Here is a 12,820-nt window from a genome sequence, read left to right as displayed (position 1 = left end):
TCCTACCTTCCATTCCTTCCCGGCAGCGGGTAACTGCGCAGGTCACCGTTCATCGTGGCCACGATGTAGTGGCTCTCGTCCGGGGAGAGGACCGGTGTGGACATGACGTAGTCGGGAGCCATCTGTCCGAGGACTTCGCTGGCTCCGCTCTCCAGGTCGACGGTGGCGACCAGTCCGCCAACGCTGGTGATGATCACGGTGGAGTCTCGGATCAGGTAGTCCGCATTCTTGATGTAGGGCACTGTCTCCACCTCCAGGTCCGCGTCGCCAGTCGTGGGGTCGAGCAGGCGCACGGTGCCGTTGTTGCTGACGGACAGTATCTGACCGCCCCACATCCGGGCTGCCGGGCAGACGCTGAACGAACCCTCGCGTTCCCAGAGCAGCTGACCGTTGCTGCGCCTGACCGCCCGCATCGAGTCCTTGCTGTAGGCCAGGAGCGCGCTGTCCGGTAGCAGCAGACGGCGCGCCTCCCAGGGCCCATCGGTGAGCTTGGCGTAGTCGTCGACCGCGCCGTCGGCGTGCTCGATGCTCCACCGCGGCTCGCCCGTGCGAGCATCGAAAGCCTGGGTCGTTCCGTCGCCGACGCCGAGATAGATCTGCTCACCGTCACAGGTAGCCGGACCGCCACTGATCCCGGTCAGCTGCTGGCGCCACCGGATGGAGCCGTCGTCGGCGTTGAGGCAGTACAGGGCATTGACCGCGACCGCGAGGATGACCTGGTCGCCGTCGATGGTGGCCACGTCCAGGTCCGACGTCACCGGCGCGCCCAGGTCGCTCTGCCAGAGGAGTTCACCGGTGGTGGAGTTCAGTGCGTAGATGCGGTGGTCGGAGGAGGGATAGAAGATCTGGCCTCGATCGGCGAGAGCGACCGGGTCGGTGTGCACGGGGCCGATGTGGGCACGCCAGACCGGCCGGACGCGGCGACCCTCGCTGCGCATCGCCCAGACGTGGCCAGCGGTGGTGGCAGTGATCACCCGATCGTCGTCCGAGATCAGGGCGGCCGTTGTGCTGCCGCGGAGTCTGAAGGTCCAGTCCGGGATGAACCCCTCCAGCTCGAAATGCAGAGTGGAGTGCCACAGGTTCCCGCCCACCGGCGACGTACCGCCGGGAGCGGTGACGCGGATGAAGGCGCGGTTCTGGCCCGGTGGGACCTCGGTGAGGTCGAGTGTGACCGACCAGGTGTTCCCGTCGGCAGTCAGCGGCTCGAAGTTGTCGACGGTGCCGCTGGCCAGCTTCGGGCCCATCACCGCAGCCTCGACCTTCTCCACCTGCACATCGTCACGCAGCTCGACGTCGACCTTCAGCCCGTCAGCGGTGATACGTGCTTCGGCCCGAGTGGGCTGGAGTCGGTTGCGGTCGGTCGGTGCCAGGTCGATCGCGGGCAGTGGGTGCCGGCCCGGCTCGACCTCGGGGTCGGTGGGGTCGGCGATGTCGACCCGTTCCACCTCGAGCACATCGCTGTCCTCAGTGGTCTTGCGGGTGAGGAGGTAGTAGCCGGGCTCGTTGCCGTTCGAGACGCCGGTGAGTTCGGTCAGCCCGTTGACCACGTTGTTGCGTTCGCTGTGGATGTGTCCGCACAGGTAGGCGTGGGCGCCGGCCTCGGTGAGGACGTCCAGCACCTTGTCAGCGTTGCGAATCTGGTTCGGCGTCAGGGCAAGTACATGGTGGCCCACAGCCAGGATGGGCCGGCCGGCGGCCTGGGCGAGGTCCCGGCGCAGCCAGGCGATCTGCTGGTCGTCGTAGTCGGCGACACCATGCGCGGGGATGGAGCTGTTGTTGAGGACGATGTGGATGTCGCCGAGGTCGACCGAGTACTGGAGCGGCCCGATCTCGGCCTCGAAGGCCTCGTAGGCATCGTTGTTCCAATGGGTCTCGTGGTTACCGGGCACGTGGTGGATCCGCTCGCGGAACGCCGGCGGGAACATCTCCATCCAGGTCCGCAGCGCCAGTGCGCTGCCGTGATCGGTGAGGTCTCCGCTGTGGATGACCAGATCAGGATCGAGCTCGACCAGGGCGTCGGCACAAGCGCGGGCACGGGAGGTCTTCACCTGGTCCTCGGGATTGACGTGCACATCGGTGATGAACGCGATGACTTGCCCTCCGCCGGGTGGTTCGGCCGCGTGCGCCGGCAGGGTCGCGAAGCTGGGGATGGCGGCCACCAGAGGCAGCGGCGTCAGGGCAAGCAGTTGGCGGCGATTGAGGGTGACGGCGTCGGTCATTGAGGTGTCTTTCCGGTCAGTGCTGCACGGACGGCGCCGCGTCATGTGCGACGCTGCGGCCAGACTCACGCCGGACAGTCTGTTCACCAGGGGAATGCGCTGCAATACTTCCCGCCCGATATGCGCATCCGTGCAGAACGGGAATCCCGGCAGTTGTCCAGGATGCTGGAGATTGGGGGCGCAGACCTGGGTCAGTGAGAAGACGTTCGCGCGGCGGAGCCGGTTCCGGCCGGTCAACCTCGCCGGTCAACCTCGCGAAGGTCATGCAATAGCGGTTACCGGTGCCCGCTGTTGCATGACGCTGAGCCGCTGGCCTCAGCGTTCGCGCAGCAGCAATGACTGCGCGGCGGTGCCGATCGGGCCGCCGACGTCGTGCAGCACGCTGCTGGTCAAGCCGTGCCCGGCTGGGCCGAAGCTCACCGTGGTGTCCAGTCCCACCCAGGGCCCGACCGGCTGCCGGAACAGGTGCACGCTCAGGTCAACGTTCGGAAACAGCCACTCGGTCGGCTGCTGCCGCACGGCCACCCCGTTTGCTGCGTCGATCAGCCCGATATACGCAGCCAGGGCGCCGACCTGCTCGCCGCCGACCTGCTCGCCGCCGACCTGCTCGCCGCCGACCAGCGCGATGTCGGTGCTCACCCACACCGTGGCCCGGCCGGGCCTCGGCGCTGCGGCGGACCGAGCGGTGACGCTGCGGACAAAGCCCCCTGGCCAGGTGTCGCTCATCGCGAACGGCTCGAACGTGTCCGGATCCGGCAGAGCCGGCAGATCGGTGCCGGCCACTGCCGCGGTGTCGGAGGCGGAGAGGTACCAGCCGCGGGCGGTGAGCGTGGGTCGTCCCTCGATCGTGGCGGTGGTCTGCATCAGTTCCACCGAGCGGCCCGGCCGCAGCACCGCAGTCTCCAGCGCGATCTCCGCCCGCGCGATCGGGCCGAGGATGTCGAACGTGACCCGGCTCAGCGCTTTGCCATCGGAGCGGCCAGGCTGCTGCCGGTAGGACTCCATGTGGTGCACCAGCAGACCCGCCAGCGGGCTGACGTGCTGCTCCCGGTCGCTCCATGCCCCCTCCACGTGCTCCGTGGGTGTGTACCGGTCCGGGCCGGCGGGCAGGAAGTAGCTAGGTACAGGTGAGTTGCTCACTGCGGCATTGTCTCCCGGGCCGGCCCATGGCCCGGAAGTGGCCACCACCGGCGAAGGTGAGAGTCGAGACCCAGGCGGGCTGCGCCGTCGTCCGGGAGCGGGGCCATGGTGGGAGTCGAGACCCAGGCGGGCTGCGCCGTCGTCCGGGAGCGGGGCCATGGTGAGAGTCGAGACCCAGGCGGGCTGCGCCGTCGCGCCGGACCTCCAGGTGAGGCAGCGCGCTCGCGGCAGTCCGAACGCTGGGCCACCCACCTGGCGGCCCGCCCCGGGCGGGTACCCTGTGGGCCGTGCCCACTCGCCGCCGCCCCGGGGGTCTGTCATGACCGACGTTCACCAGCCAGACACTGTGGCGGCCGCCGCCGCCAACCCGGAGGGTGAGCTGCCGTACGCGGAGCTCGGCCTGACCGAGGCCGAGTACACCCGAATCACCGGCATCCTCGGCCGCCGGCCCACCGCCGCCGAGCTGGCGATGTACTCGGTGATGTGGTCCGAGCACTGCTCCTACAAGTCCTCCAAACGCCACCTCGGCCAGTTCGGGGAGAAGACGACCGAGGAGATGCGCGCCCACCTGCTGGTCGGCATCGGGCAGAACGCCGGCGTGGTGGACATCGGCGACGGCTGGGCGGTCACCTTCAAGGTCGAGTCGCACAACCACCCCTCGTTCGTGGAGCCCTATCAGGGGGCAGCTACCGGGGTGGGCGGCATCGTCCGGGACATCATCTCGATGGGTGCCCGCCCGGTGGCAGTGATGGATCAGCTCCGGTTCGGTGCGGTCGATCACCCGGACACCGCCCGGGTGGTGCACGGGGTGGTCGCCGGTGTGGGCGGCTATGGCAACAGCCTCGGCCTACCGAACATCGGCGGCGAGCTGGAGTTCGACCCGTCCTACCAGCGCAACCCGTTGGTGAACGCCCTCTGTGTGGGTGTGCTGCGGCACGAGGACATCCACCTCGCCAACGCCGAAGGGGTGGGCAACAAGGTGGTGCTGTTCGGCGCCCGCACCGGCGGTGACGGCATCGGCGGCGCCTCCATCCTGGCGAGCGAGACCTTCGACGCGGACAAGCCGTCCAAGCGGCCCAGTGTGCAGGTCGGCGACCCGTTCATGGAGAAGGTGCTGATCGAGTGCTGCCTGGAGCTGTTCGCCGCACGCACGGTCGAGGCGATCCAGGACCTCGGCGCCGCCGGGATCTCCTGCGCCACCAGCGAGCTCGCCTCCAACGGTGAGGGCGGCATGCACGTGGACCTGGAGAACGTGCTGCTGCGCGACCCCACGCTGACCGCCGGCGAGATCCTGATGAGCGAGTCGCAGGAGCGGATGATGGCGGTGGTCACCCCGGAGCGGCTCGAGGAGTTCCTCGCCATCACCGCCAAGTGGGACGTGGAGACCGCGGTGATCGGGGAGGTCACCGACACCGGCCGGTTGACCATCGACCACCACGGGCACCGGATCGTGGACGTGGACCCGCGTACCGTCGCGCACGAGGGGCCGGTCTATGACCGCCCGTACGCGAAGCCTGCCTGGCAGGATGCGCTGAACGCCGACGACGCAGCTCACCTGCCGAGGCCCACCTCGCCGGACCAGGTGCGCGAGCAGGCGCTGGCGCTGCTCGCCTCCCCGAACCTCGCCTCGAAGGCCTGGGTCACCGACCAGTACGACCGATACGTGCAGGGCAACACGGCGATGTCCCAGCCCGACGACGCCGGCGTGGTCCGGGTGGACGAGAACTCCGGGCTCGGGGTGGCGCTGGCCACCGACGCCAACGGCCGGTTCACCAAGCTGGACCCCTATGGGGGTGCCCAGCTCGCGCTCGCCGAGGCCTACCGGAACGTGGCCACAGTGGGCGCCCGGCCGCTGGCGGTGACCGACTGCCTGAACTTCGGCTCGCCGGAGGACCCGGATGCGATGTGGCAGCTGGTGCAGGCGATCACCGGGCTGGCCGACGCGTGCGCCGAGCTCGGGGTGCCGGTGACCGGCGGGAACGTGTCCCTGTACAACTCCACCCTGGCCGGAGAGGTGGGCGTGGGGCACATCGACGCCTCGATCAACCCGACCCCGGTGGTGGGCGTGCTCGGTGTGCTCGACGACGTCGCTCGGGTGACGCCGTCGGCCTGGGACGCTGATGGCCTCGAGGTGTTCCTGCTCGGGGCAACGGCCGAGGACCTCTCCGGCTCGGTCTGGGCACAGGTGAGGCACGACCACCTGGGCGGGCGGCCACCGGTGGCGGACCTGACCGCGGAGCGCAACCTCGCGGAGGTACTCATCGGCGCCGGACGCACGGGTCTTGCGCGGGCCGCACACGACCTGTCCGACGGCGGGCTGCTGCAGTCTCTCGCCGATGCCGTGCTGCGTCACGGGGTCGGGGTGAGCGTGGATCTGGGCGGTGTGCTGGCCCGGGATGGTGTGGACCTGGCCACGGCGCTGTTCGCCGAGACCGGAGGGCGCGCCCTGGTAGCGGTGGCACCGGAGCGAGCCGGCGAGGTGACCGAGCTCGCGGGCAAGTTCGAGGTGCCGGTGCTGCTGCTGGGGACCACAGGCGGCGACGGGCTGGAGCTGGCGGGAGCGTTCGAGCTCGGACTGGCGGAGCTGCGCACGGCGCACGAAGGGGCTCTGCCGGCGATCTTCGGCTGACCGGATCGTCGATTTGCCGCGTATCGTTGTTCGACCTGCCGAGCAGGAGACGATACGCGGCAACGCGAAGTGGGCGGGCGCGTAGCCTGGGGCGATGGCCAGTACTGCACTGCCCGGAGCGGGCGAACGTATCCTTGTCCGCGGAGACCAGAAGGCGATCATCGTCGAGGCCGGCGCCGGGGTGCGCAACTACACCGTCGAGGGCGTGCACGTGCTCGCCGGGTACCGGCCCGAGCGGGTCAGCCCCAGTGCCCGCGGTCAGTGGCTGGTGCCGTGGCCGAACCGGATCCGCGGCGGGAAGTACACCGTCGACGGCGAGGAGCACGTGCTGCCGATCCAGGACCCGGAGCCGGACTCCGCCATCCATGGGCTGGCCCGGTGGGTGCCGTTTCAGGTCCTCGACCAGGATGCCGACCGGGTGGATCTGGGCGCCGTGCTGCCGGCCCGGCCCGGGTACCCCTGGCCACTGGAGATGCGGGTCTCCTGGCAGCTGACTGTCGAAGGGCTCAGGTCGCGCCTCACCGTCCGCAACCTCGCTTCCGAACCGGTGCCGTTCGGCGCGGGCACCCATCCCTACCTGAGTGCCGGAGGCTCACTGCGCGAGCTGATCAACGCCGGCGACATCACCATCCCGGGGGCTACCCGCCTCACCGGCGAGAACGCGTTCCTCACCGAGCGCAAGGCCGTCGACGAGGATGACGACTTCCGCACCGCCCGCCGGATCGGCAACCACCACCTCGGCCTCTACACCGACCTGGAGCGAGACTCCGACGGCCTGGCCCGCGTGGTCTTCGACCGCGAGGATGGCTGGCAGGTGAGCCTCTGGCAGGACGAGTCCTGGCCGTTCGTGCTGCTCTACACCGCCGACCAGGTCAGCGACTCCGAAGGCCGGCGCACCTCCGTAGCGGTGGAGCCGATGACCTGCGCCGTAGACGCCTTCAACTCCGGGGACGGGCTGATCACCCTGGAGCCGGGCGAGGAATTCACCGGAAGCTGGGGGATCAGCGTGCGTCAGCCGGGCTGACCCGCCCGGTCATCGCGAACGCTCGCCAGTGCGGTTCCCGGCGCGGTGGACTCCACCGCCGATTGTGCCGCGCGCGCGAGCGCTCGGGGCCCGGCGGATCCGGCCCGCGGACGGCCCGCGGACGGGCCGCGGATCGGTCGCACCGGGGACACACCCCCCGCTGCGGCCCCCGGCAGCCGAGGCAAGGTCTACCATGGCGAGTACCGGGCTGATCGGTACGCCATGAGTACGTGATCTGGGGAGCCCGGCTGGCACCGGCCGCGATGGGGCCGCCGGAAAATTAGTGAAGGTAGGCGATGAGCTCTCCCAGCGTTAGTTACTCGATTACTGTCCGCCTGGAGATGCCGGCGCAGCCGTCGGCGGTGAGCACGATCACCACCACGGTCGAGCATGCCGGCGGTGTGGTGACCGCTGTGGACGTCTCCGCCTCCGGGGTGGACCGCCTCCAGGTGGACGTCACCTGCGCCACCGGTGGTGAGGATGACGCCAAGCGGATCGTCGATGCGCTCGGCACCATCGCCGGTGTGGTGATCGGCCGCGTCTCCGACCGGACCTTCCTCGCCCACCTCGGCGGCAAGATCGAGATCCAGCCGAAGATGCAGATCCGACACCGGGACGACCTCTCCCTGATCTACACCCCGGGCGTCGGACGAGTCAGCCAGCAGCTCGCCGCTCACCCCGAGGACGCGGTGCGACTGACCATCAAACGCAACACGATCGCCGTCGTCACGGACGGGTCAGCCGTGCTCGGCCTGGGGAACATCGGCGCGACCGCGGCGCTGCCGGTGATGGAGGGGAAGGCCGCGCTGTTCAAGCGGTTCGCCGGGATCGATGCCTTCCCGATCTGCCTGGACACCCAGGACGTGGACGAGATCGTGCGGACCGTGAAGATCATCGCGCCGGTGTTCGCGGGCATCAACCTCGAGGACATCTCCGCACCGCGCTGCTTCGAGGTGGAGGACCGGCTCCGCGCCGAGCTGGACATCCCGGTCTTCCACGACGACCAGCACGGCACCGCCATCGTGGCCCTGGCCGCGCTGACGAACGCACTCAAGGTGGTGGGCAAGGACATCGGACAGGTGCGGATCGTGCAGTCCGGTGCCGGTGCCGCCGGGTCCGCCATCCTCCGGCTGCTGCTTGCCGCTGGCGCCCGGAACGTGGTGGTCGCGGACGTGCAGGGGGTGATCCGCACCGACCGGCCGAACCTCGACCCGTCGCTCTCCTGGATCGCCGAACGCACCAACGGCGACGCCCACCAGGGCACGCTGCACGAAGTGATCCGAGATGCCGACGTATTCGTCGGGGTCTCGGCGCCGAACCTGCTCACCGAGTCCGACGTCGCCTCGATGGCACCGAACGCGATCGTCTTCGCGCTGGCGAACCCGCTGCCGGAGATTGATCCGGTGATCGCCACCCGGCACGCGGCAGTGGTGGCCACCGGGCGCAGCGACTTCGCCAACCAGATCAACAACGTGCTGGCGTTCCCCGGCGTCTTCCGTGGTCTGCTGGACGGGCGGTCCACCCGGATCACCGACGAGATGCTTCTCGCGGCCGCGCACGCCCTCGCTGACGTGGTGTCCCCGGAGGAGCTGAACGCCACCTACATCGTGCCCAGCGTGTTCAACCAGAATCTGCACACCAAGATCGCGCAGGCGGTGCAGGCTGCGGCCGAGCAAGACGCCGAGTCCCGACCGCCGGTGACCCAGGTCTGACGCACGCGGCGAGGTGTTCCGCGGTACCGGGCCCGTATGTGCGTGGCACCGGACCAGAGTCTGCGGTGAGTGCGCGATCGGGCGCAGGCGTGAGCGGTACGGCACCATGATGCCCGAGGCGTGAGCGGTACCTGCGCGATCGGCCGGGGCGTTAACGACGCGTGCCGGCGACCCCCAGAGGGGCCACCGGCACGCGTGGCTCAGTCGAGCTGGCTCAGAGAGCGCGGATGTTGGAGGCCTGCGGACCCTTCGGGCCCTGCGTCACCTCGAACTCCACACGCTGGTTCTCCTCCAGCGAACGGTAGCCATCGGCCACGATTGCCGAGTAGTGCGCGAACACGTCGGCGCTGCCGTCCTCGGGGGCGATGAAGCCAAAGCCCTTCTCGGAGTTGAACCACTTCACGGTACCTACGGTCATGCGATGTCCTTCACAGAAAATCCAGCCCGATTCTCGCGCTGGGAAGCCACGGTGTCCGTCGACTTCATCCGGTGAAGAGAAACGCCCCAGCCTTCAGGTCTGGGGCGTTCGACGTTCGTTCACTGCAACCTGGGAATGAGTGTACACGGGCGAGCCCGATTGGGGCGAGGGGGAGTGGATGGAGACCTCAGCCACCGGTATCGACGGCGGATCGTGCCGCGGCCAGGCGCGGTATCTTCGGCGGTATGGCACGACGGCGGATCGACCTTGACGAAGGTGCGCGCACCTTGGCCGAGTGGCGGGCGGGGCGGGCGCAGCCCGCCCAGGTGCGCACCGCCGTCCGGTACGCCTTGGAGGAGCTCGGCGAGCGAGTGCCCGGGACCTCGGTGGAGGTGCGGGTGCCGCCGGCCGGGGTGGTGCAGGTGATCGAGGGGCCGCGGCACACCCGGGGTACCCCACCGAACGTGGTGGAGACCGACCAGCAGACGTGGCTGCAGCTGGTCACTGGGCAGCTCACCTGGGCCGACGCCGTTGCCGCCGGTGCGGTCACGGCGTCCGGGCAGCGGGCCGACCTGGATGCAGTGCTGCCCCTGTTCGTCCGCTAGCGTCGAACCATGAGCATCAAGCACGGCGGTGGCGCGGACTCCGGTGCATCCCCCGCAGAGCCCGCAGTGGCGGAGCCGGACCCGGCGACGCCCCACTCGGCGGGGGCCCACTCGGCGGGGGCCACTACCGCCGACCCCGCCGTCGACGTGGCGCCCCCCGCGGAGCCCGACCCGGACGCTACTTCTGGCCCGGACGCCGATCGGGAGGGTGCCGCCGGCGCGGGCCCCGATCCGGACGGACCGATCCTCGCTGCTGGTGGCACAGTGGTCGGCGAGTCGGAGGTCACCGGTCTCGCCGACCGCTCGCGCGTGCGCCGGGCGCCTCGGTACAAAAGGTTCGTTGTGTTCGGTGCCCTGGTGGGACTGCTCGTATCGGCGGTGGCTGCCCTGCTTGCGGACTACACCCCGGTAGCGGCGGAGCAGAGCGGTGTCAGCCCCTGGGGGCTTTTCTTGCTGCTGGTGACGATCCTGGTGCCGTTCCTGATCCTGGTGAGCTGCGCCGTCGCCATGCTTACCGACCGGGCCGCGCGGGTGCCGCCCCGGACGAAGCGGACCGGAAAGGGACGTCGATGAACGACGCGACACCGCAGCGCCACCTGCGGCTGGTCAATGCTGCGGCAAAGATCGCCGCGCCGCTGCTGGCGGAGCTGCGGACCGAGCTCGATGTCCCCGGTGAGTTCCCACCCGAGGCGCTGGCCGAGGCGGAGCGGGCAGCCGATCAGGCCGCGGCCGCCACCGAAGATGCCACCGCACTGCCACTGGTCACCGTCGATCCGCCGGGGGCCAAGGACCTGGACCAGGCGATGTACTTGGAGCGGGACGGCGACGGCTACCTGGTGCACTATGCGATTGCCGACCCGGCCTCGTTCGTGCAGGCCGGCGGAGCACTGGATATTGCACTCGCCGACCGCGGCGTCACCTTCTACGGCCCGGACACCTCGATCACGCTGCACCCGGCGGTGCTCTCCGAGGGGGCCGCGAGCCTGTTGCCGGAGCAGTCCCGGCCGGCGTGCCTGTGGACGATCCGCCTGGATGCGGAGGGCGAGATTCGCGAGGCGGGGGTGCGCCGGGCGCTGGTGCGCAGTCGGGAGCAGCTCACCTACGAGCAGGTGCAGCAGCGCATCGATGCCGGCGAGGCGGGGGAGTCGCTCTCCCTGCTGCCGGAGATCGGGATGCTGCGCGCCCGGCTGGAGATTGCCCGCGGTGGGGCTTCGTTGGAGATCCCCGAGCAGGAGGTGGCCTCCGACGACGACGGGTACCGGCTGGTCTACCGGGCCAACTTGCCGGTGGAGGACTGGAACGCGCAGATCTCCCTGCTCACCGGGATCGCGGCGGCTCAGCTGATGCGCACGGCGCGGATCGGCGTGCTGCGCACGCTGCAACCGGCGCAGCAGCGCGATATCAACCGGGTGCGACGTGCTGCGCACGGGCTCGATATCGACTGGCCCGCCGACGCCAGCTACGGCGAGGTGCTCGCCGGCCTTGACGCCACGATTCCGGAGCATGCGGCGTTCTTCCACGAGGCGACGGCGCTGTTCCGCGGCTCCGGCTATCTGACGTTCGACGGCGACCTCCCGCCTGCGTCCCCGCACTCCGCGATCGCTGCCGAGTATGCGCACGTGACCGCGCCGCTGCGCCGGCTGGTGGACCGGTACGGGCTGGAGATCTGCTTGGCCGAGACCGCCGGCGAGGAGGTGCCCGACTGGGTGCGCACTGCGCTGCCGGATCTGCCCGGGATCATGGACCGTGCGCGCCGCCGCTCGTCCGAGTACGAGCGGCACTGTGTGGACCTGCTCGAGGCGATCATGCTGCGTGGGCGGATCGGGCAGAAGTTCTCCGGTGTGGTAGTGGATGTGGATGACCCGCGTGGGGACGATTCTGGCGACGATGAGGGTGTGGAGATCCGCGGCACCATCCTGATCGCGGAGCCTGCGATCCGGGCCCGGGTCCGCGGGGTGGGCCTGCCGCTCGGGGAGAAGGTCACCGTGCGGCTTTCGCGCGCGGATGTGGACGAGCGCCGGGTCGAGTTCGCCTACTGAGCCTGGTGCCTGGTGCCTGGTGCCTGGTGCCTGGTGCCTGGTGCCTGGTGCGCGGTGCGCGGTGCGCGGTGCCCGGTGCACCCGCCAGCATCCCACCACCCACCACCCACCACCCACCAGCCACCACTCATCGGAGGGCAACCTCCGGGGATGGAGGCAGCTTGCACCTTGCCTCCATCCCCGGAAGTTACCTCCGATGGTTGAGGGTGCCGTTACAGCAGTCGTGACGAACGTCGAGGGCGAGGAATGCCGGCTCGGAGGAGCTTCCGCTCCAGCGGTTGGCGGCGCCACATGTCTTGCCAGTCCCACCTCAGCACCCCGGCGACCTGTTCCCGGAGCTCATCTTCGCGCTGCTTCTCGGCGATGACCGTGCTGGCTGCTACACCCGGCCCACCGGGCCCGAGGTACTTGCCGTAGCCGTCGGCCTCGCCGGCTATCCGCTCCTCTTCCCAGTAGAAGTCCAGATAGACATCTTGGCCCGAAACCGGCAGCCACAAGCCACGCTGCAATACCGGTGCCGCGAACCCCAGTTCCTCGATGACCAGTCGGCTCGCGCTTTCAAGCGGCCCGTCAGCCAGGGATGTCGCCCGCGAGAGCACAGCCTGCACGCGACCGGACCCGCGATACGGGCGCAGTGCCTCGTGAGCCGTGCAGAGGCGTTCCAGTGTGGTCAGTGGTTCGCAGCCGACATAGGGAAGATCACGCAGGGCAGCGTCGGTAGCCACTAGTGCGGTGCCCAGGGGTGCCATCCGCGAGAGCTGGATCAGGGTGTGCTCCACCGACGTGACTAGCCGGCCGTCGCGCTCGACGACCTCGAGCTGTTGTCGTTGACCGACCGTCACGACACCAGGGCGACGGGACCCGTGCGCACCCGTGCCCAACACGTAGACGTCGCGGGGCCAGCGCCCGACGATAGGCAGTCGGTACAGAGCGGCGGCCGAGTATCCGGTGAAGACCGGATGGAGTAGCCGCCGTGAGGCCGCCAACACGAGATGGAGGTAGGCCAGCGCCGCGCGTTCCATGGCGGGCCGGGT

General features: G+C 69.6%; 10 protein-coding genes. 6 read left to right on the top strand and 4 right to left on the bottom strand.

Annotated elements, in window-relative coordinates; genetic code table 11:
• Nucleotides 1-2: 2 nt before the first annotated feature.
• Together FU260_RS20985 and FU260_RS20980 are read right to left on the bottom strand one after the other, a co-directional pair.
• Nucleotides 3-2,219 (bottom strand): outer membrane protein assembly factor BamB family protein, encoded by a 2,217-nt coding sequence (locus FU260_RS20985; RefSeq protein ID WP_168211893.1) that lies wholly within the window; start codon nt 2,217-2,219, stop codon nt 3-5.
• Between the two features lie 315 nt (nt 2,220-2,534).
• A complete protein-coding gene (locus tag FU260_RS20980; RefSeq protein ID WP_168211892.1) occupies nt 2,535-3,359 on the bottom strand; it encodes a thioesterase family protein in 825 nt (274 codons plus the stop codon).
• 319 nt (nt 3,360-3,678) lie between these two features.
• Here FU260_RS20980 and purL point away from each other — a divergent pair, with 319 nt between their 5' ends.
• The 3 genes from purL to FU260_RS20965 all read left to right on the top strand — a co-directional run bounded on the left by purL (nt 3,679) and on the right by FU260_RS20965 (nt 8,724).
• Nucleotides 3,679-5,988 (top strand): phosphoribosylformylglycinamidine synthase subunit PurL, encoded by a 2,310-nt coding sequence (gene purL / locus FU260_RS20975; RefSeq protein WP_147918812.1) that lies wholly within the window; start codon nt 3,679-3,681, stop codon nt 5,986-5,988.
• Between the two features lie 94 nt (nt 5,989-6,082).
• Entirely contained in the window at nt 6,083-7,012 is a 930-nt protein-coding gene (locus FU260_RS20970) for an aldose 1-epimerase family protein (RefSeq protein WP_147918811.1), read from the top strand.
• A 296-nt stretch (nt 7,013-7,308) separates the two neighbouring features.
• Entirely contained in the window at nt 7,309-8,724 is a 1,416-nt protein-coding gene (locus FU260_RS20965) for an NAD-dependent malic enzyme (RefSeq protein WP_147918810.1), read from the top strand.
• Nucleotides 8,725-8,938: 214 nt separating this feature from the next.
• Here the strand turns inward: FU260_RS20965 and cspE are convergent, their stop codons facing one another.
• Nucleotides 8,939-9,142 (bottom strand): transcription antiterminator/RNA stability regulator CspE, encoded by a 204-nt coding sequence (gene cspE, locus FU260_RS20960; protein ID WP_147918809.1) that lies wholly within the window; start codon nt 9,140-9,142, stop codon nt 8,939-8,941.
• 245 nt (nt 9,143-9,387) lie between these two features.
• Here cspE and FU260_RS20955 point away from each other — a divergent pair, with 245 nt between their 5' ends.
• The 3 genes from FU260_RS20955 to FU260_RS20945 are packed head-to-tail and all read left to right on the top strand — an operon-like array spanning nt 9,388 to nt 11,786.
• On the top strand, nt 9,388-9,747 hold the full coding sequence (locus FU260_RS20955; protein ID WP_147918808.1) for a sterol carrier family protein: 360 nt from the start codon (nt 9,388-9,390) through the stop codon (nt 9,745-9,747).
• A gap of 9 nt (nt 9,748-9,756) precedes the next feature.
• Nucleotides 9,757-10,320 carry a hypothetical protein gene (locus tag FU260_RS20950; protein WP_147918807.1) on the top strand — a complete coding sequence of 188 codons (564 nt, stop codon included), beginning with the start codon at nt 9,757-9,759 and terminating at the stop codon, nt 10,318-10,320.
• Complete coding sequence (locus FU260_RS20945; RefSeq protein ID WP_147918806.1) at nt 10,317-11,786, top strand: RNB domain-containing ribonuclease; 1,470 nt, start codon at nt 10,317-10,319, stop codon at nt 11,784-11,786. Before FU260_RS20950 ends, FU260_RS20945 begins: the two co-directional genes overlap by 4 nt.
• Nucleotides 11,787-11,998: 212 nt before the next feature.
• Here FU260_RS20945 and FU260_RS20940 read toward each other — a convergent pair whose 3' ends face one another.
• Complete coding sequence (locus FU260_RS20940; protein ID WP_147918805.1) at nt 11,999-12,628, bottom strand: hypothetical protein; 630 nt, start codon at nt 12,626-12,628, stop codon at nt 11,999-12,001.
• Nucleotides 12,629-12,820: the final 192 nt, after the last annotated feature.

Origin of the sequence: Ruania zhangjianzhongii, from assembly GCF_008000995.1 — a bacterium.
GTDB lineage: Bacteria > Actinomycetota > Actinomycetes > Actinomycetales > Beutenbergiaceae > Ruania > Ruania zhangjianzhongii.
Note: the sequence above shows the minus strand (reverse complement) of the source record. Positions and strands in the feature narration are given on the sequence as shown.

Bases quoted from the DNA above. Each gene is read 5' to 3' on its own strand.
- FU260_RS20965 (WP_147918810.1), top strand. From the start codon at position 7,309: ATGAGCTCTCCCAGCGTTAGTTACTCGATTACTGTCCGCCTGGAGATG.
- FU260_RS20985 (WP_168211893.1), bottom strand. From the start codon at position 2,219: ATGACCGACGCCGTCACCCTCAATCGCCGCCAACTGCTTGCCCTGACG.
- purL (WP_147918812.1), top strand. From the start codon at position 3,679: ATGACCGACGTTCACCAGCCAGACACTGTGGCGGCCGCCGCCGCCAAC.
- FU260_RS20945 (WP_147918806.1), top strand. From the start codon at position 10,317: ATGAACGACGCGACACCGCAGCGCCACCTGCGGCTGGTCAATGCTGCG.
- FU260_RS20955 (WP_147918808.1), top strand. From the start codon at position 9,388: ATGGCACGACGGCGGATCGACCTTGACGAAGGTGCGCGCACCTTGGCC.
- FU260_RS20950 (WP_147918807.1), top strand. From the start codon at position 9,757: ATGAGCATCAAGCACGGCGGTGGCGCGGACTCCGGTGCATCCCCCGCA.
- FU260_RS20970 (WP_147918811.1), top strand. From the start codon at position 6,083: ATGGCCAGTACTGCACTGCCCGGAGCGGGCGAACGTATCCTTGTCCGC.
- cspE (WP_147918809.1), bottom strand. From the start codon at position 9,142: ATGACCGTAGGTACCGTGAAGTGGTTCAACTCCGAGAAGGGCTTTGGC.